This is a genomic window from Pantoea sp. X-Soil-ISGK-355, from assembly GCF_059730805.1.
Window position 1 is genome coordinate 2,945,654 of sequence record NZ_AP035971.1, and the last position, 18,959, is coordinate 2,964,612.

The 18,959-nt window shown below is 55.1% G+C and carries 16 protein-coding genes and 2 tRNA genes; 10 read left to right on the forward strand and 8 right to left on the reverse strand.

The window, feature by feature from the left end; translation table 11 throughout:
- Positions 1 to 107: 107 nt before the first annotated feature.
- The 3 genes from AC6I8J_RS13460 to ypdK all read left to right on the forward strand — a co-directional run bounded on the left by AC6I8J_RS13460 (position 108) and on the right by ypdK (position 3,013).
- Positions 108 to 1,706: an MFS transporter gene (locus AC6I8J_RS13460; protein ID WP_253419572.1), complete on the forward strand. Its 1,599-nt coding sequence runs from the start codon at positions 108 to 110 to the stop codon at positions 1,704 to 1,706.
- 2 nt (positions 1,707 to 1,708) lie between these two features.
- Positions 1,709 to 2,737: an HlyD family secretion protein gene (locus tag AC6I8J_RS13465; RefSeq protein WP_497825473.1), complete on the forward strand. Its 1,029-nt coding sequence runs from the start codon at positions 1,709 to 1,711 to the stop codon at positions 2,735 to 2,737.
- 201 nt (positions 2,738 to 2,938) lie between these two features.
- Positions 2,939 to 3,013 (forward strand): membrane protein YpdK, encoded by a 75-nt coding sequence (ypdK, locus tag AC6I8J_RS13470; RefSeq protein WP_099257831.1) that lies wholly within the window; start codon positions 2,939 to 2,941, stop codon positions 3,011 to 3,013.
- A gap of 51 nt (positions 3,014 to 3,064) precedes the next feature.
- On the opposite strand, the gene alaC is transcribed toward ypdK, so the two are convergent.
- On the reverse strand, positions 3,065 to 4,297 hold the full coding sequence (alaC, locus tag AC6I8J_RS13475; RefSeq protein WP_222925163.1) for an alanine transaminase: 1,233 nt from the start codon (positions 4,295 to 4,297) through the stop codon (positions 3,065 to 3,067).
- Positions 4,298 to 4,412: 115 nt separating this feature from the next.
- The gene (locus AC6I8J_RS13480; RefSeq protein WP_161735077.1) at positions 4,413 to 4,937 is read right to left on the reverse strand and encodes a GNAT family N-acetyltransferase; all 525 of its coding nucleotides are present in this window, start codon (positions 4,935 to 4,937) and stop codon (positions 4,413 to 4,415) included.
- A 277-nt stretch (positions 4,938 to 5,214) separates the two neighbouring features.
- On the opposite strand from AC6I8J_RS13480, the gene AC6I8J_RS13485 reads away from it, so the two are divergent.
- Positions 5,215 to 6,885, forward strand: a complete 1,671-nt coding sequence (locus AC6I8J_RS13485) for a sensor histidine kinase (RefSeq protein ID WP_161735149.1) — start codon at positions 5,215 to 5,217, stop codon at positions 6,883 to 6,885.
- The gene (locus AC6I8J_RS13490) at positions 6,882 to 7,610 is read left to right on the forward strand and encodes a LytR/AlgR family response regulator transcription factor (protein ID WP_003848909.1); all 729 of its coding nucleotides are present in this window, start codon (positions 6,882 to 6,884) and stop codon (positions 7,608 to 7,610) included. Before AC6I8J_RS13485 ends, AC6I8J_RS13490 begins: the two co-directional genes overlap by 4 nt.
- A gap of 136 nt (positions 7,611 to 7,746) precedes the next feature.
- Here AC6I8J_RS13490 and glk read toward each other — a convergent pair whose 3' ends face one another.
- Both glk and ipdC read right to left on the reverse strand, forming a co-directional pair.
- Complete coding sequence (glk, locus tag AC6I8J_RS13495; protein WP_013358641.1) at positions 7,747 to 8,712, reverse strand: glucokinase; 966 nt, start codon at positions 8,710 to 8,712, stop codon at positions 7,747 to 7,749.
- Between the two features lie 160 nt (positions 8,713 to 8,872).
- Positions 8,873 to 10,525: an indolepyruvate decarboxylase gene (ipdC, locus tag AC6I8J_RS13500; RefSeq protein ID WP_497825474.1), complete on the reverse strand. Its 1,653-nt coding sequence runs from the start codon at positions 10,523 to 10,525 to the stop codon at positions 8,873 to 8,875.
- Positions 10,526 to 10,744: 219 nt separating this feature from the next.
- Here ipdC and mgrA point away from each other — a divergent pair, with 219 nt between their 5' ends.
- Complete coding sequence (mgrA, locus tag AC6I8J_RS13505) at positions 10,745 to 11,734, forward strand: L-glyceraldehyde 3-phosphate reductase (protein ID WP_161735082.1); 990 nt, start codon at positions 10,745 to 10,747, stop codon at positions 11,732 to 11,734.
- A gap of 170 nt (positions 11,735 to 11,904) precedes the next feature.
- On the forward strand, positions 11,905 to 12,300 hold the full coding sequence (locus AC6I8J_RS13510) for a DUF2502 domain-containing protein (protein ID WP_161735085.1): 396 nt from the start codon (positions 11,905 to 11,907) through the stop codon (positions 12,298 to 12,300).
- Positions 12,301 to 12,346: 46 nt separating this feature from the next.
- Here the strand turns inward: AC6I8J_RS13510 and AC6I8J_RS13515 are convergent, their stop codons facing one another.
- Entirely contained in the window at positions 12,347 to 13,588 is a 1,242-nt protein-coding gene (locus AC6I8J_RS13515) for an Nramp family divalent metal transporter (RefSeq protein ID WP_161735088.1), read from the reverse strand.
- Positions 13,589 to 13,957: 369 nt separating this feature from the next.
- Here AC6I8J_RS13515 and AC6I8J_RS13520 point away from each other — a divergent pair, with 369 nt between their 5' ends.
- On the forward strand, positions 13,958 to 15,148 hold the full coding sequence (locus tag AC6I8J_RS13520; protein WP_013358646.1) for a NupC/NupG family nucleoside CNT transporter: 1,191 nt from the start codon (positions 13,958 to 13,960) through the stop codon (positions 15,146 to 15,148).
- 297 nt (positions 15,149 to 15,445) lie between these two features.
- Here the strand turns inward: AC6I8J_RS13520 and AC6I8J_RS13525 are convergent.
- Positions 15,446 to 15,521 (reverse strand) — tRNA-Ala (locus tag AC6I8J_RS13525).
- 44 nt (positions 15,522 to 15,565) lie between these two features.
- A tRNA-Ala gene (locus AC6I8J_RS13530) sits at positions 15,566 to 15,641 on the reverse strand.
- A gap of 358 nt (positions 15,642 to 15,999) precedes the next feature.
- Here AC6I8J_RS13530 and AC6I8J_RS13535 point away from each other — a divergent pair.
- Positions 16,000 to 16,788 (forward strand): formate/nitrite transporter family protein, encoded by a 789-nt coding sequence (locus AC6I8J_RS13535; RefSeq protein ID WP_013358647.1) that lies wholly within the window; start codon positions 16,000 to 16,002, stop codon positions 16,786 to 16,788.
- A gap of 111 nt (positions 16,789 to 16,899) precedes the next feature.
- On the forward strand, positions 16,900 to 17,253 hold the full coding sequence (locus tag AC6I8J_RS13540) for a YfeC-like transcriptional regulator (protein ID WP_161735090.1): 354 nt from the start codon (positions 16,900 to 16,902) through the stop codon (positions 17,251 to 17,253).
- A 35-nt stretch (positions 17,254 to 17,288) separates the two neighbouring features.
- Here the strand turns inward: AC6I8J_RS13540 and gltX are convergent, their stop codons facing one another.
- Positions 17,289 to 18,704: a glutamate--tRNA ligase gene (gene gltX, locus AC6I8J_RS13545; RefSeq protein WP_161735093.1), complete on the reverse strand. Its 1,416-nt coding sequence runs from the start codon at positions 18,702 to 18,704 to the stop codon at positions 17,289 to 17,291.
- Positions 18,705 to 18,959 lie beyond the last annotated feature (255 nt).

Consider the following 18,959-nt stretch of genomic DNA (forward strand, 5'->3'; position numbering starts at 1 on the left):
GCACTTTTTACAGTCTGTACCACATTGCAATACAGCATACCGGGATGTAATATTACGCCCTGTATCACATCGCAGTACACTGCATCATAATAATGAGATCGCCTGCAATGAACGCTAAGCCAGCCGCCGCGCCGGCCCCTCATCCTTTTACTTTTCGACTGGCGTTTGGCCTGGTCGGCGTGCTCATTGCTGCGCTGACCTCCGGGCTGAACGACCGCGTCAGTGATATCGCGCTGGCAGATATCCGGGCTGCCATTGGCATCGGTTACGATCAGGGTAGCTGGATTATTTCCGGTTATCAGGCCGCAGAAGTCGCTGCCATGATGATCGCGCCCTGGTTTGCCGTCACTCTGTCGCTGCGGCGTTTCACCCTTGGCGTTTCGTCGGGATTTATGCTGACCGGCATTCTGCTGCCGCTGGTGCCTGACCCAACGCTGTTTATCAGCCTGCGCGTGCTGCAGGGCCTGTTTGGTGGCGCACTGCCGCCGATGCTGATGACCGTCGCCCTGCGCTTTCTGCCGCCGCCCTTTAAGCTGTTTGGTCTGGCGGGCTATGCCCTGACCGCGACGTTTGGCCCCAATATGGCGGCCTCACTGGCGTCGTTATGGACCGATCATGTCAGCTGGATGATGGTGTTCTGGCAGGTTGTGCCATTAATGCTCATTGCTATGGTGCTGATTAGCTGGGGGATACCGCAGGACCCGCTGCGTCCTGAACGCTTCCAGCAGATCGACCTGTTCGGCATGGTGACCGGCTGCAGTGCAGTCTCGCTGCTGGTTCTGGTGCTGACCCAGGGTGAGCGCCTGGACTGGCTGAACTCCCCACTGATCGTCGGTATGTTACTAACCGCGCTGCCGCTGCTGCTGGTTTTCCTGATTAATGAGTGGTTTCACCCGCTGCCTCTGTTTAAATTGCAGATGCTCCGCCGGCCAAATCTGGCGCATGGCTTACTGGGGCTGGCCTGCGTGCTCATCCTTGGGCTTTCTGGTTCTGCGCTGCCGTCGGCCTATTTTGCGCAGGTCAGCGGCTTTCGCACCCTGGAGTTTGCCCCGCTGGCGCTGGCAGTGGGCCTGCCGCAACTGCTGATCGCACCGCTGATTGCGGCCCTGCTGAATATCCGCTGGATCGACTGCCGCTGGATGCTGACGGCGGGCGTCGGCCTGCTGGTGACCTCCTGTCTGCTGGGCACACAGATCACCAGTGAGTGGGCGCGCCAGAATTTCTGGCTGCTGCAGATTCTGCAGGCGTTCGGACAACCGATGATTATTCTGCCGATACTGATGAGCGCCACCAGCGTGGTGGCTCCACCGGAAGGCCCGTTTGCCTCGGCGATGTTTAATACGGTGCGCGGCTTCTCCAGCATCGCCGCCTCTACGCTGGTTGAGGTTTTCCTCTCCCATCGCGAGCAGTTTCACTCCAGTATCCTGATTAATCAGGCCGCCAGTCGCAGCTGGCTGATGACAACGCCGACGGCCAGTCAGGCCAGCAGCAGCTTGCCGCTGTTGCCGGATGGCAGCATCAGCGCCAGCGAAAATCTCAGCGGATTCGCCACGCTGGTCCGGCATCAGGCCACGGTACTGAGTCTGAGCGACAGCTGGCTGATGCTGACCGGTTTTGCCGCGTGCCTGTTACTGCTTACCGCCATCCTGCCAAAACGGGTCTGGCCGCCTCAAACTTTGCTTCAAAACCCTTCCCGGAATAACTGAATATGCGTGCTTTCGAAATGAGAAGAACTCTGGTGCTCACACTGCTGCTGCTGGTGTTACTGGCCATCGCTTTTGCAGTCTGGTCAATGATGAGCGGCAACGATCACCGTACCAACGACGCTTACGTCAATGCGGACTACACCCTGGTGGCACCGAAAGTCTCCGGCTACATCAGCAATGTGCAGGTGCAGGATAATCAGCAGGTCAAAGCCGGCCAGTTGCTGGCAACGCTGGACGATCGTGACTATCGGGTGGCGCTGGAGAGTGCCGAGGCTGACCTGCAGGTGAGTCAGGCGAAACTGCTGAGCAGCCAGGCACAGCTGGAACAGCAGCAGTCGGTGATTGATCAGCAGAAAGCCAGCGTCGCGGCCAGCCAGGCGTCCGCGCAGTATGCCGGACAGAGCGCCGATCGCTACAACCGACTCTATAAAAGCGGCACTGTGGCCGCCGACGATCAGCAGAAAGCCAGCTCGAACCAGCGTTCAGCACTGGCAGCCGTGCATCAGAGTCAGGCCGCGCTGGCGTCAGCAGTAAAACAGGTGGGCGTGCTACAGGCGGCGGTGCGTTCAGCGGAAGCGGATGTTGCCGCAGCTAAAGCCAGCGTCGATCAGGCCAGGCTGAACCTCTCCTACACGCGTATTACGGCGCCCGTTGACGGCATGGTGGGTCAGCGCTCGGTGCGGACTGGCGCTTACGTGTCAGCCGGAACCCGTCTGCTGGCGGTAGTACCCCTGCAGCAAACCTACATTACCGCTAACTACCTTGAAACGCAGCTAAGCGATGTGCGTCCGGGTCAGCGGGTACAGATTCGTGTCGATGCCCTGCCAGGCAAGACCTTCACCGGCCACGTGGACAGCATTGCGCCGGCCACCGGGGCAACTTTTTCCGCGATCGCCCCCGATAACGCCACCGGCAACTACACTAAAGTCGTTCAACGTCTGCCGGTTAAAATTGTGCTGGATAGTGACCAACAGCATCTGGCTCAGTTACGTGTCGGCATGTCGGCGATCCCGGACATTCAGGTGCCGTAAAATTGTGAGCAATATCTCAGAACGGACCTATTTCATTTAGGCAGGATTACGCGTAAATTAGCGCCTGATCCTGTTCTGAGTTATTCAGATCGACCCGGAAATGAGCAGACCATTACTGAAATGGTGATCTCTTTTCCACAGCTGTTCGCGTTGCACTGGTTTGGGATCGCCATCATCGTAACCGCTCAGAGGAGTTGCTTTGTGAAATATGCCTTGATGGGAATATCTTTTTTCGCGTTACTTTGGTTCGGAACCTTTGTTCTGCTGCTGAAGTAATGGCGTGACAGTGCCGCCACGGGGCGACCCTTGCGTCGCCCCTGCTGGCTGTCAGTTCTCTTCTTCTGTTTTCATGCTGCCTGGCAAAACGCCATCGGCACGAAACATCGCTTTAATTCCCCGTATTGCCTGACGAATGCGATCGCTGTTTTCAATCAGTGCAAAACGCACGTGCGTATCACCATAGTCGCCAAACCCGATACCGGGTGAAACACAGACTTTCGCCTCCTGCAGCATATGTTTGGCAAACTCCAGGGACCCCAGATGCGCATAGTGGTCCGGAATTTTTGCCCAGACATACATTGAGGCTTTCGGGTTATCTACCATCCAGCCCGCTTCATGCAATCCCTTGACCAGCACATCTCGACGCCGTTTATACTGCTCTGCGATGTCGCGAACACACTGTTGATCCCCTTCCAGCGCTGCAATCGCCGCCACCTGCAGCGGCGTAAAGGTGCCGTAGTCATGGTAACTTTTGATGCGTGCCAGCGCGGCGACCAGCTCTTTGTTGCCCACCATAAAACCGATGCGCCAGCCCGCCATGTTGTAGCTTTTTGACAGGGTAAAGAATTCGACGGCGACATCACGCGCGCCCGGCACCTGCATAATCGATGGCGCTTTCCAGCCATCGTAGACGATATCGGCATAGGCCAGATCGTGGATCACCAGCACGTTGTATTGTTTTGCCAGCGCAATTACCCGCTCGAAAAAGTCGAGCTCCACACACTGTGCGGTGGGATTAGACGGGAAGCCAAGGATCATCATTTTTGGCTTGGGGTAACTCTCGCGAATGGCGCGTTCCAGCTCATTGAAGAAGTCGACACCCGCCACCAGCGGCACTGAGCGTACCTGCGCGCCAGCAATCACCGCACCGTAGATATGAATCGGATAGCTAGGGTTTGGTACCAGCACGGTATCACCGTGGTCCAGCGTCGCCAGCATCAGGTGTGCCAGCCCCTCTTTGGAACCGATAGTAACAATTGCCTCAGATTCAGGATCGATTTCAACCTGGTAGCGATCGGCGTACCAGCGCGAAATCGCCCGGCGCAGACGCGGAATACCGCGTGAGGTGGAATAACCGTGGGTGTCGTCGCGCTGCGCTACCTGACATAACTTTTCGACGATGTGCGGCGGGGTCGGACCATCAGGGTTGCCCATTGAAAAGTCGATGATATCTTCGCCGCGCCGGCGCGCAGCCATCTTCAGTTCAGCGGTGATGTTGAAAACGTAAGGGGGTAAACGTTCAATACGTGAGAAACGACGGGGTGTGCTGTTATCAGCCATGATGACCTCTGGATTACGTAAGCGCCCGGACCATCCGAGCGACGCGGGTCACTGCGGTGACCCGTTACGAACATAACGCGGTGAGGATCATTTTGTCGAGGGGCAGAAAATATTTTTATTTTTGTGAATTCAGGCGTCCCAGCAGCCAATCGTTCACCCAGCAGCCGTTCAGTAGATAATTATCCCGTAGCGTGCCCTCCATCTGGAAACCGTTTTTCTCCAGAATCCGGCGTGACGCCCAGTTACCTTCAACCACCATCGCCTTGAGTTTATGGAAATCGGCTTCAAGCAGAAACTGACACAGCGCCGCCAGCGCCTCGCTGCCATAGCCCTGTCCGCAGTGGCGATGCAGCAGCATATAACCCACCTCGGCCTGACGGTGTGGCTCCCACTCGGGGCTGCAGCCAAACAGGCCAATTGGCTCACCGCTATCGCGTCGCCGTGCCACCAGACAAAGCATATGAAAACTGCCTGGCTGCCATGGAGCCAGACGCGCGGTGAAGCGCTGGCGAATATCCGCTTCATCGGGGATCTCGCTCACCCACGTCATCGTGTCGCGATCTTCATGGACAGCACGAAACAGTTGCCAGTCTTCTGGCTGTAATTTATTCAGGGTTAATCTGGCGGTGACAAGTTGCATCTGCTGCTCCCGATGGGCCAGTTTTCCAGCTGTCGCTGGCACGCGTCATCGCGCAACATAGCAAAACGACACCGCAGCGACCAGCGTTCGCAGGCTGAAAAACTGTTCCCCTTTATTGCACTCAACCTTTCCTCTTTTTATGCACAGGCCTCAAAAATTGATCTGAAACATGAAGTCCCGGCGTGATGGTGCGGGGCGCTAGCGGTTCGCGATCACATTTTTTATCATAGGCACACTTTCCATTGCTGACGAGCCGCCTGTGTCCTCCCACTTCACGATGTTACTGGCAGTATTTGACCGCGCCGCCCTGATGTTGATCTGCCTGTTCTTCCTGACGCGCACCCGCCCGTTTCGTCAGCTGCTTCAAAAAGATGAACACACGCGCGCAGAGAAAATGGCGGTAACCGCCATCTTTTCCCTGTTTGCGCTGTTCAGTACCTGGTCTGGGGTCAATGTCGACGGTTCGCTGCTGAATGTGCGTGTCATTGCCGTGATGGCGGGTGGCATTCTGTTTGGTCCCTGGGTCGGCATCGCCACCGGTATTATTGCGGGGCTGCACCGTTTTCTGATCGATATTCACGGCGTGACCTCCGTGCCCTGTCTGATTACCAGCATCATTGCCGGTATCGTCGCGGGCGGCATTAATCGCCGGGTGCTGAAAGAGCATCGCTGGCGCGCCGGTATTGTCGGCGGCATGCTGTGTGAAGCCCTGACGATGTTGCTGATCGTCCTGTGGGCGCGGCCAACCTCACTCGGGCTGGCGATTGTGTCAGAAATTGCCCTGCCGATGATCCTCGGTGCCTCCAGTATCGGTATCATTGTGTTGCTGGTGCAGAGCGTTGAGGGAGAGAAAGAGGCGATTGCCGCCCGTCAGGCCAAGCTGGCGCTGGAGATCGCCAACAAAACCCTGCCGCTGTTTCGTCAGGTGAACAGCGACTCACTTCGCAATATCTGTGACATTATCCGGCGGGAGATCAAAGCCGATGCGGTGGCGATGACCGACAAGAAACAGATTCTGGCTTACGTCGGCTATGGCGAAAATAACTATCAGCATGGGGATGATGGCATCAGTCCCACCACCGCGCAGTCGATCGCCAGCGGTAAAATTATCATTAAGAACAACGATGAAGCGCACCGCACCAAAGATATCCATTCGATGATCGTCATCCCGCTGTGGGAAAAAGGCAAAGTCACCGGCACGCTGAAAATCTACTATCGCCGCGCGCACCGTATTACCGGCTCGCTGAAGGAGATGGCCATAGGCCTGTCGCAAATCATCTCTACACAGCTTGAAGTGTCACGTGCCGAGCAGCTGCGAGAGATGGCCAATAAAGCGGAACTGCGGGCGCTGCAAAGTAAAATAAATCCCCATTTCCTGTTCAATGCCCTGAATGCCATCTCCTCTTCTATCCGGCTTAATCCCGATACTGCCCGCCAGCTGGTGATTAACCTGTCACGCTACCTGCGCTACAACCTGGAGCTGAACGATGATGAGTTGATCGATATCCGTAAGGAGCTGTGGCAGGTCAAAGATTACATCGCCATTGAGCAGGCGCGGTTTGGCGATAAGCTGACGATGATCTATGACGTAGACGAAGATCTGCATTTTCTGCTGCCAAGTCTGCTGATCCAGCCGCTGGTGGAGAATGCGATTGTGCATGGCATCCAGCCCTGTAAAGGCAAAGGCGTGGTAACGCTGAGCGTTCGGGATCGGGGCGATAAGGTGCAGATCTCGGTGCGGGACACCGGCCAGGGCATCAGTGACGAAGTCATGGCAAGAGTGGCGCGCAATGAGATGCCCGGTAATAAAATCGGCCTGCTCAATGTGCATCATCGGGTAAAACTCCTGTCAGGTCAGGGACTGAACATCGTGCGACACCAGCCGGGCACCGAGATTTCCTTTACGCTGAGTAAGAATGGCCAGCGGCTGGCGGAGAATCTGTTATGAAAGCCATTATTGTGGAAGATGAATTCCTGGCGCAGCAGGAGTTGAGCTGGATGATTCAGCATCACAGCAAAATCGAGATTGAAGCCTGCTTTGATGATGGCCTCGACGTGCTGAAGTATCTGCAACAGCATCGGGTTGATGTGATTTTTCTCGACATCAATATTCCTTCGCTGGATGGCATGCTGCTGGCACAGAATATCCATCAGTTTGCGCACAAGCCGCTGATTGTCTTTATCACCGCATGGAAAGAGCATGCGGTGGAGGCGTTTGAGCTGGAGGCGTTTGACTACATTCTCAAGCCTTATCAGGAGTCGCGGATTGTCACCATGCTGAACAAGCTGGAAGCCACTGCACAGGCGCAGCAGGCGGTCAGCCATCTCAGCGCCACGCCAGCACCGCAGACGGTCAACCTGATCAAAGATGAGCGTATTATCGTCACGGACGTGAACGACATTTACTATGTAGAAGCCCATGAAAAGCTGACGTTTGTGTACACGCGGCGTGAGTCTTACGTGATGTCGATGAATATTACCGAATTCTGTTCACGTCTGCCGGAACAACAGTTCTTCCGCTGCCACCGCTCTTACTGCGTCAGCCTCAGCAAGATTCGTGAAATCGAGCCGTGGTTTAACAACACTTATCTGTTGAAGCTGCGCGATCTGGAGTTTCAGGTACCGGTGAGCCGCAGCAAGGTGAAGCAGTTTCGGCAGCTGATGCGCCTGTAGCAAAGGAGAGAGGGGAATGTCTCAGGAGAGCGAGTACTGAAACTGAGAGTGATTTCCCGATCCTGTCCTGCTGAAGCAGTCAGGTCGGGAAAATCGATCGCGCGCAAAGTGGCCGTGCGCGCGAGGTGAAACTGAATCAGATAATGCGACCCAGCGTCTGGCGCAGATGTGCGCCCGCGCCCAGCAGGCCAGGCTGATCGTGCGTGATCATATAGACCGGGATACTGGCAACATAGTCGCGGAAGCGGCCTTTATCTTCGAAAGCAGCACGGAAACCTGACGCCTTAAAGAACTCCAGGAAACGTGGCACGATGCCACCCGCAATGTAGACGCCACCAAAGGTGCCGAGGTTCAATGCCAGATTGCCGCCGAAACGGCCCATAATGACGCAGAACATCGACAGCGCCCGACGGCAGTCGATGCAGCTGTCATCCAGCGCACGCTGGCTGACATCTTTAGGCTTCAGGTTTTCCGGCACACGATTATCAACTTTAACAATCGCACGATAGAGGTTGACCAGACCGGCACCGGACAGGATACGTTCTGCTGAAACATGGCCCAGCTCTTCACGCAGCACTTCCAGAATTTGATCTTCTTCTTCGCTGTTGGCGGCGAAATCGACATGACCGCCCTCGCCAGGCAGGCTGACCCAGCGTTTGTCCACGTGCACCAGATGGCTGACGCCTAATCCGGTACCGGCACCATAAATCGCAATAGGCTTGTCTTTAACCGGGGCTGTGCCGCCAAACTGAATTACGTTGTCGGCGGTCAGCATCGGAATCGCCATGGATACCGCAGTGAAGTCGTTAATGATTTCCAGGTGTTCAAAACCGATGTTCTCTTTGAGCTTGCGCGTAGAAAACGCCCAGTCATGGTTGGTCATTTCAACCCAGTCATCGGTAATCGGGCAGGCGATAGCGATACAGCCATCTTTAACATCCTGCTGTTGTTCATCAAGATAGTGGCGGATGACGGCTTCGAGGCTGTCGTATTCTGATGTTGAGAATGTTTTGGCCTGGGTGATGCTGCCGCTTTCCACCTCACACAGGGCGAGGCGTGCGTTAGTACCGCCGACATCGCCGACCAAGGCATAGGTTGTCATTCTTCTGTTGCTCCGCTTGGGGTCTTAAGAGTTGGAGGACACTATAAATTTCTGCCCATAAAACAACAACGCTCACCGGTGCGATTGGTGAGCGTCTTACTCAGGTGTGCTACAGCCTAACCGCGATAGTCCACCCTGCACAGCGGCAACTATCTGAATCTTAGCCGCCGTTGCGTTGATTCAGGCAGGCGGTGACTTTTCGTAACAGTGGCGGCAAATCCTCTTTCTGCATGACCACCTCAACCAGCGACAGCCTTTGAGGCGCGGAAAGTCGCGCCATCACCTCGTCTAACTGTACGGTTTCACTGATGCGCCAGCTCTGCGCCTGGCCCTGCAGACTCAGTGCGTGCGGTAAGGCCGTCCAGTTCCACGGGGCAATATCATTATAACGCTGTGTTGCGCCATGAATGGCCCGTTCGACGGTATAGCCTTCATTATTCAGCAAAAAGAGTATCAGTCGCTGCTCATCACGCAGCATGGAACCCAGTTCCTGAATCGTCAGCTGCGCCGAACCGTCTCCGATAATCAGGATAACCCGTCGATCGGGGTCAGCGGTTTGCGCGCCAAACGCTGCAGGAAGAGTATAGCCGATTGATCCCCATAATGGCTGAACCACCAGCTGCACCTGCGAGGGCAGTCGTAACGCGGCGGCACCAAAAGCGGCTGTCCCCTGCTCTGCCAGAATCAGGTCGCCGGGTTGCAGAAATTTCTGCATCGCCTGCCAGAAAGCCTGCTGACTGATCACGGCTGCCGGTTCATCCGGTTGCACGGCAGACGGTGCTATGGCGGGCTGCCACTGCTGGCCGTAGTGTTCAAACAGCGGTTGCAGTTCGCTAAGCGCATCCGCCATCGACAACAGCGCAAAATGTTCCTCGCCCACGCTGGCGCTGAAGGGTTGCAGATCGATCAGTCGCTCAGGCGCAAACTGCTGCGTGAAGCCTGCAGTAATGGTGTCGGTGAAACGCACCCCGACGCAGATCGCCACATCCACCTGCTCAATTTGCCCGCACACCTGACCTGCGCTGGCTTCACCGGCATAGGTTCCGACGTAACCTGGCTGCTGCTCATCCAGTACACCTTTGCCCATCAGCAGGCTGGCGCAGGGAATTGCGCTCTTTTCACGCAGCGCGGCCAGCGCAGACTGCTGCTGCCAGCGCAGTGCCAGAAAATCGGCCAGCAGTGAAACGCGCTCTGCTGGTGCCAGCAACCGCTCCGCCGCGTCGCGGAAAGCACGACGCGCCTCGGGCGAAGAGGATTGATGGGGGTTCAGGGGCTGAACAGGGGGCTGCACCTCTATAGCCGCCACGTCGACGGCCAGCGACAGATAGCCGGGACGACGGGCCTGTAACGCGTGCTCTATCACCCTGTCAATTTCAGCAGTGGCATTATCGGCAGTAAGTTGTGCCGTTGCGGCACTGACTTCGGCGGCCATGCGTATGAAATGCCGGAAATCGCCATCGCCCAGCGAATGGTGGACACAGTCACCCTGTAACTGTGCTGAAGTCGCTGGTGCGCCAACGATATGGATCACCGGCAGATACTCTGCATAACTGCCTGCAATGCCGTTAATCGCGCTGAGTTCGCCAACACCAAAGGTGGTTAATAGCGCCCCAGCACCGTTGCTGCGTGCATAGCCGTCCGCCGCATAGGCGGCATTAAGCTCGTTGGCACAGCCTACCCAACGGATGTCCGGATGGTCGATGACCCGATCAAGAAACTGCAGGTTATAGTCGCCCGGTACGCCAAACAGATGCTTTATACCTATCTCCTGCAGACGGGTCAGCAGGTAATCTCCAATAGTGAATGTGGACATTGCACAATCCTTTCAGGGAAGAGTTGGGTTAAGTATCTGACAGCCGATGAAATTAGCGAGGAGGGCCACGATTTTCGCCAGCCGCATTGGCTGGAAAGGCGGCGTTACGCTGGCGGATTATTCTGTAAAAATGCGAACTGCTGCGCGCTGTCACTGAGTGTAACCGTATACACTGATAGACTTTTGGCACATATGCCCGTTTTTACTCAGGAGCGCTGAATGTCCTCTTTCCCCCATCCCGATCGCTATCAACAGATGCAATACCGTCGCAGCGGCCGCAGCGGCATTAAACTGCCCGCCATTTCGCTGGGGCTGTGGCATAACTTTGGTGACAGTACCCGGGTCGATAACAGCCGTGAGCTGCTGCGTCATGCGTTTGACCTCGGCATCACCCACTTCGACTTAGCCAATAACTACGGTCCGCCGCCGGGCTCAGCCGAAGAGAACTTCGGGCGTATTCTGCGGGAAGATTTTCGTGCCCATCGTGATGAGCTGATCATCTCCACTAAAGCGGGCTATACCATGTGGCAGGGACCTTATGGGGATTGGGGTTCGCGTAAATATCTGGTCGCCAGTCTGGATCAGAGCCTGAAGCGAATGGGGCTGGACTATGTGGATATTTTCTATCATCACCGTCCCGATCCGGAAACCCCGCTGGAAGAGACAATGCGCGCGCTGGATCATGTCGTGCGCCAGGGCAAAGCGCTTTACGCTGCCCTCTCTAACTATCCGGCCGATCTCGCCGCCGAAGCGATAGCTATCCTGCGCGATCTCGGCACCCCTTGTCTGATCCACCAGCCGCGCTATTCGATGTTTGAACGAACGCCTGAACAGGGATTGATTCAGACGCTGGGCGATGCGGGCGTCGGCTGTATCGCCTTCTCGCCGCTGGCAGGCGGCGTGCTCACCGATCGCTACCTGCAGGGCATCCCGGAAGATTCGCGTGCGGCCAGCGGCAGCAAGTTCCTGAGTGAAAGTCAGTTGACGGATGAGAAGATGGAAAAGGTCCGCAGGCTGAATGTGATTGCGCAGCAGCGCGAGCAGAAGCTGGCGCAGATGGCGCTGGCGTGGGTATTGCGCGACGATCGTGTCACCTCGGTGCTGATTGGTGCCAGTAAAACGGCTCAGATTGATGACGCGGTGGCAATGCTCGCCCGACGTCAGTTCAGCGACACGGAGTTAGCGGCGATTGACGCGGCCCTGCTGTAATTTTTCCCCGCCCGGCGCAGGCCGGGTGTTTTCTCACCAGAATAGTCTCAATCCCCTTTCTCTCCCCAATTTCCTCACAATCTTCCGACACAATGATGCGGTAACGACAGCATTACGCAGGCATAATCACTGCGCCGCAACAGCATCAGACTGTTGATGAGGAGAATATAATGAAAAGAGCACTTATTTTTGCTGCCCTGCTGGCGGTGTTGTCGCCGCTGGCAAATCACACAGCTGAGGCCTCCAGTGCCTCTATTACTCTGGCCCCCGGCGTTACGCTGAATCTGGGCGATCGCGACAATCGTGGTTATTACTGGGATGGCGGTCGCTGGCGTGAACCACGCTGGTGGAATGATCGTTATTCCTATAAAGAACGCCGCTGGTGGCGACACGAAGAGTGGCGTCGTCAGCAGCAGTGGGAGCGTGAACGTCGCTGGCATGAGCGCGACCGTGAGCGCCGCTGGGATCATCAGCATCGCCGCGATCGTGATCGTGGCTGGGATCATCATGACCGTCGTGGGCCTGACCATCGCGGTCCAGACCATCACGGACACGATCGCCATTAATAAAAACGCCCGGCAGAACCGGGCGTTTTCTTATTTACCATAACCGCTACAGCCCCAGCGCTTCACCCACCAGCAGGTAAAGATTCAGCGTAATCACCAGCAGCACGATCAGTCGCCCGGTGTTCTGCATCAGACGCGAGTTAACCATATCATCGCCCATCAGCTCGCGGTTGCCGGTAAAGGAGAGCAGCGGAATCAACGCCAGCGCAATACCGAAACTCAGCAGCACCTGACTCATCACCAGCACCTTTGTTGGATCCCAGCCAGCCCAGATAACAATAAAGGAAGGCAGCATGGTTACCGTACGCCGCACCCAGAGCGGAATATGGAAACGGATAAAGCCCTGCATCACCACCTGTCCCGCCAGCGTTCCGACCACCGTTGAGGAAAGTCCGGCAGCCACCAGGCTCAGCCCAAATACTGTTGCCGCCGCCTGACCTAACAACGGTTGCAGCGTGAGATAGGCCTGGTCAAGCTCAGCGATTTTGCTGTGGCCGCTGAAGTGGAAGGCCGCTGCCGCGGTCGCCATCATCGCCAGGTTAACAAATCCGGCGATGGTCATGGCAATCGCCACATCCAGTTTAGTTGAGGAGTACCGCTGACCTTTGCTGTCCTCACTTTTGCCCTGCGTCAGCGCGGAGTGCAGATAAATCACGTGCGGCATAATGGTCGCACCCAGCACACCCGCCGCCAGGAATACAGCATCCGACGTGGGTAACGCGGGCAGCGCCATGCCGATCACCAGCTCTTTGACACTGGGCTGAGAGAAGAAGAGTTCGACGATATAGGCCGCCGCCACAAACAGCAGCAGTCCGCCAATCACCCGCTCCAGCGGTTTCTGACCGCGGCTCTGTAACATCAATATCAGGAACGTGGCGATGCCGGTCAGTACCGCGCCCTGCATCAGTGAGATGCCGAGCAGCAGTTTGAAGCCCAGCGCCGCGCCGATAAATTCCGCCAGGTCGGTGGCCATCGCAATAATTTCCGCCTGCACCCAGTAAAACCAGACGGCGGGACGAGGAAAGCGATCGCGGATATGCTCGGCGAGATTTTTGCCGGTGGCGATCCCCAGCTTGGCAGACATCAGCTGGATAAGCATGGCCATGATATTGGCCCACACCACCACCCACAGCAATTTGTAGCCGTAAGCAGCGCCCGCCTGGATGTTGGTCGCAAAGTTGCCCGGATCGATATAGCCGATAGCGGCGATAAAGGCGGGGCCCAGCAGTGCGAGTTTGACTTTTCTGACTCCGCGAGCGGCGCGCTCGGCGGTACGACTTTCAAACATATCCGGTACCCTGTCTGAACATTTGCCTGCCCCGGCAGCTTAGGGGTTGGCATGTGCAAGTAAAATTCGTTTATTGTTATCGGTGTAATAGATGCTGCTATAAAGTATAGCCATTGCTATACATTACAGTAAAGGAGGTGATTGCTAAAAATGTGAGCAATAGTGTCACTCTACGCCCCGTGTAAAATATAGACAATAATTATGTGGTTATCTGAAGTGAATGATTTGTAAAGAGGACGTGATCTCTGGAACTTTTCTGGAAAATATAGCGATAGTGAATACTTATATTGTGGTTCAGATCTCGTTTTTAAGTAACGCGTTACATAGAATACGCAACAAAATACAACCCTCCTCAAATTTGGAGCAACCATGTCCCATATTTTGCAATTTCTTTTAGCACTGGTGGTGGTCGGGATACTCTCCTTGCTGGTCAGTCACGATCGTAAAAGCATTCGCATTCGCTACATTATACAGCTACTGGTGATTGAAATTGTGCTCGCCTGGTTCTTCCTGAACTCAGAAGCGGGACTGGGTTTCGTCAAAGGCTTCGCGGGCTTCTTTGACCATCTGTTGAAGTATGCGGCTCAGGGAACCAATTTTGTCTTCGGCAACATGAGCGATAAAGGCCTCGCCTTCTTCTTCCTTAACGTACTGTGCCCAATCGTCTTTATCTCTGCACTGATCGGTATTCTGCAGCATTTCCGTATCCTGCCGTGGGTTATCCGCGGTATCGGTACCGTGCTGTCGAAAGTCAATGGCATGGGAAAACTGGAATCATTCAACGCCGTGAGTTCTCTGATACTGGGACAGTCAGAAAACTTCATCGCCTATAAAGATATTCTGGGCAAGATGTCACAGCGCCGCATGTACACCATGGCTGCGACCGCAATGTCGACGGTATCGATGTCCATCGTCGGAGCCTACATGACGATGCTGCAGCCAAAATATGTGGTCGCTGCACTGGTGCTCAACATGTTCAGTACCTTTATCGTGCTGTCGCTGATCAACCCTTACCGTGTTGAGAACGAAGAAGACCTGCAGCTGCAGGATCTGCATAAAGGTCAGAGCTTCTTTGAGATGCTGGGCGAATATATCCTGGCCGGTTTCCGCGTCGCGATTATCGTTGCGGCCATGCTGATTGGCTTTATCGCGCTGATTTCAGGTCTGAATGCGCTGTTTGATCTGATTTTTGGTATCAGCTTCCAGGGCGTTCTCGGCTTTGTCTTCTATCCGTTTGCCTGGATGATGGGTGTGCCTTCTGGCGAAGCGCTGCAGGTCGGCAGCATTATGGCGACCAAGCTGGTGTCGAATGAGTTTGTAGCCATGATGGATCTGCAGAAAATCGCGGGTCAGCTGTCGCCAAATTCAGAAGGTATTCTGTCCGTGTTCCTGGTGTCGTTCGCCAACTTCTCTTCAATCGGCATCGTGGCCGGCGCGATTAAAGGTCTGAACGAAGAGCAGGGTAACGTGGTTTCGCGCTTTGGCCTGAAGCTGCTGTACGGTTCTACGCTGGTCAGCGTGCTCTCCGCCGCTATCGCCGGTCTGGTTCTGGCGTTCTGATAAGTTTCTAAGCAATAAAGGGCGAGTGTCTCTCGCCCTCTTCTTTCTGCGCCATTCCTGCTCTGCTCCCCGCTGGTTCGCCCACAGGCGTCACTTCTCACGTCGCACAACAAAGTCACATCTGCAGTTAAACCATGCGCGAGAGACAGCACCGCGTCCCGGAAGGTCATGCCCGTTGAAACGCCTGAGCGTATGCAGCAGCGTGGCGTGAATAGTAAAGCAATAAGGTTTTTATCCGCACGAGAAGGCGAATGAAAGAGATAGCAGAAAGGATGTTGACAACGACGTGTCAGAAAATGGTGGAGATAAGCGGGATCGAACCGCTGACCTCTTGCATGCCATGCAAGCGCTCTCCCAGCTGAGCTATACCCCCACATCTGGACTCGTTTTTCAGTGCCAAACTTTTGGGAAGAAGTTTGGTGGAGCTAAGCGGGATCGAACCGCTGACCTCCTGCATGCCATGCAGGCGCTCTCCCAGCTGAGCTATAGCCCCGAACCGAAAAACTGTCGCGTTAAGCGACGGACGGCATAATATGAAACCGCCTCCAGGGTGTCAACGGCAAAATGACATTCTCTGTTTGATCGCTGAAAAAGGCGGCAACCTGCGAAGTTTCAGCAGCATGCTGCAGGTGAAAATCGTGTCTGGTCAGGCAGGACCGTTTTTTAACTGTTATTCAGTCTGCCGTGAGGTTAATTCCCGGTTAAATATGTTATAGGAATTTTCTTGTCTTCGTCTTTTTCGCGTGCAAAACTTAGCCCGCTAATTTAGTGGTCACCGGGACCCTCTCCCGCACACCACGCGTCCACCAGGCGTTATCGTCCCATTAATCATAAAAAACTATTGAGATACTATGTCGCTGCATACACCTAAAGAAATCGCACAACTGGCGATCCAGTCAGGCGTGGCCAAAAGCCGTGCGCCTGTCAGCATCCTCCTGATTCTCGGCTTTATGGCGGGCGCATTTATTGCGACCGGCTTCCTGCTGGATCTTCACGTGATTAACACCCTGCCGGCTGAGTGGGGCTCATTTGGTGGCCTGTTAGGCGCGGCTGTCTTCCCGGTGGGTATCATCATGACCGTGCTGGCGGGGGGTGAGCTGCTGACCGGCAATATGATGACCCTGCCGGTAGCCTGGTTTGCCCGCCGCATCAGCTTTATGAGCGTGGCGCGAAACTGGTTCTGGGTGACCCTGGCGAACTTCCTCGGCAGCGTGGCGGTCGCCTGGTTCTTTGGCCATATGCTGGGCATGACCGAAGGCGATTACCTGAAAAAGACCGTCGCGATTGCCTCTGCAAAAGTCCATGCCGATTTCCTGCACGCCTTTATTTCAGGCATTGGCTGTAACTGGCTGGTGTGTCTGGCGGTGTGGCTGGCGTTTGCCAGTAAAGATGTGGTCGGCAAGATCTTCGGCATGTGGTTCCCGGTTATGGCGTTTGTTGCCATTGGCTTCCAGCACGTTGTCGCCAACATGTTTATCATTCCGGCCGCCATTTTTGCCGGTCAGATGAGCTGGGCAGAGTATCTCCCTAACTTTGTTGCCGTCTTCCTGGGCAATGCTGTGGGCGGTGCCGTCTTCGTTGGCCTGGCTTACTTCCTTGCCTTCCGCCCTGCCGCAGAACCTGCCAGCAACCCGCAGTAATCCTGCTTTGCCTTTTGTCAAAAGACAAAAGGCAATTTCAGCTTCAGTTACTTTCCCCCGTTACGTTTTGCTGTAATATGTACCGCTAATGTATTTAACAGGGACAGCATCGTGAAAAAGGAATGGCTTACTCCCGAAGAGCTGGCTGCAGAAACGGGTTACAGTCGGCAAACGGTGAACAAATGGATCAAGCGAGAGAACTGGACAACCACGCCAAAGCCCGGTGTACAAGGCGGTAAGGCACGTCTGATTCATATTGATGAACGCGTAAAAAGTTTTATTCAGTCAACACGCAATCTCAACGAGCCCCCAGCGACCTATGGTGCAGTGGCTAATTCTTTACCTGCGTTATTGATAAGTTCCATCCAGCAAATGAGTCAGGATGAACAGGATCAGTTCACCGCATTAATCTTACGTGAAGGGATTAAGGGCGTTATGCAGCGTCTGGGAATTGGTGAAGAGTAAAGAAACCGGAAGCGTGATGCTTCCGGCTGTGTTTATTAAGCCTGTGCTTCACGCTCACTGATAAAGGCCAGAGCCTGCTCAATACGTGCCACACTGCGGCTGCGGCCAATCGCTGCAACAGTGACGTCCAGACCCGGTGACTGACCGGCGCCGGTTACCGCCACACGCAGCGGCATGCCGACTTTACCCATCCCCACGTCCAGCTCATCTGCGGTGCTCTGAATCGCCTGATGGACGTTTTCAGCGTTCCATTCAGTGATTGCGGCCAGCTTATCGCGCACGACTTCCAGCGGCTGACGCGCCACCGGACGAAGATGTTTCTTCGCGGCATCGGCATCAAACTCTGCAAAGTCTTCATAGAAGTAGCGACAGGACGCCGCCATCTCCTTCAGCGTTTTGCAGCGCTCGCCCAGCAGGCTAACCAGTTTCGCCAGTTCCGGCCCGGTACGGGTATCAATTTTCTGCTCTTCAATATGCCACTGCAGATGCGTCGCCACATATTCTGGCGGCAGCGTATTGATGTAGTGATGATTCAGCCACTGCAGTTTCTCAGTGTTGAACGCACTGGCAGACTTACTGACGGCGTCCAGAGTAAACAGCTCAGTCATTTCAGGCACGCTGAAAATTTCCTGATCGCCATGCGACCAGCCCAGACGAACCAGATAGTTGAGCAGCGCTTCCGGCAGGTAGCCATCATCCCGATACTGCATCACCCCTACTGCGCCATGACGCTTGGAGAGCTTTTTGCCATCGTCGCCCAGGATCATTGAGACGTGGGCATAGACCGGAACCTGCGCGCCAATCGCTTTAAGGATATTGATCTGACGTGGTGTGTTGTTGATGTGGTCTTCACCGCGAATAACATGCGTGATGCCCATATCCCAGTCATCTACCACGACGCAGAAGTTATAGGTGGGGGAACCATCGGTGCGGCGGATAATCAGATCATCGAGTTCCTGGTTGCTGAACTCGATCGGGCCGCGAATCTGGTCGTCAAAGATGACCGAACCGTCCTGTGGATTGCGGAAACGCACAACGCACGGCTCATCATCGGCATGATGTTCATGGCTGTCACGGCAGCGGCCGTCGTAACGCGGCTTTTCGTTGTTGGCCATCTGCTCTTCACGCAGGGCTTCCAGACGCTCTTTAGAACAGTAGCATTTGTATGCCGTGCCCGCTTCCAGCATTTCATCAATGACCGCGTTGTAGCGATCAAAACGCTTAGTCTGGTAGTAAGGGCCTTCATTCCAGTCCAGGCTGAGCCAGTTCATGCCATCCATGATGGCTTCGATAGCTTCCGGCGTGGAGCGCTCCAGATCGGTATCTTCAATGCGCAGCACGAACTCGCCCTGGTTATGACGCGCAAAGAGCCAGGAATAAAGTGCGGTACGGGCGCCACCAACATGCAGGTAGCCGGTCGGGCTGGGCGCGAAGCGTGTTTTGATTTTCATTGAGTATTGCCTTAGATGCGCGGGTTCTCTGTCTGGATGACAAAAAACAGGTTAGACGCGAAAAAACAGTGGGCACATTCTAGCATCTGACGGTGAATCCTCAATGCGTGGCCGCAGGTTGCCTTCCGGGAAAAGGGGCTTTTCTGCCAGTAAAACCAGCACATTGACTAAAAGCGCGACAGGATGTTTAAAAATAAACCGAACGCACATTTATGTTTTAAAAAGCGTTGACTCAAAATCAACTATCCCTATAAT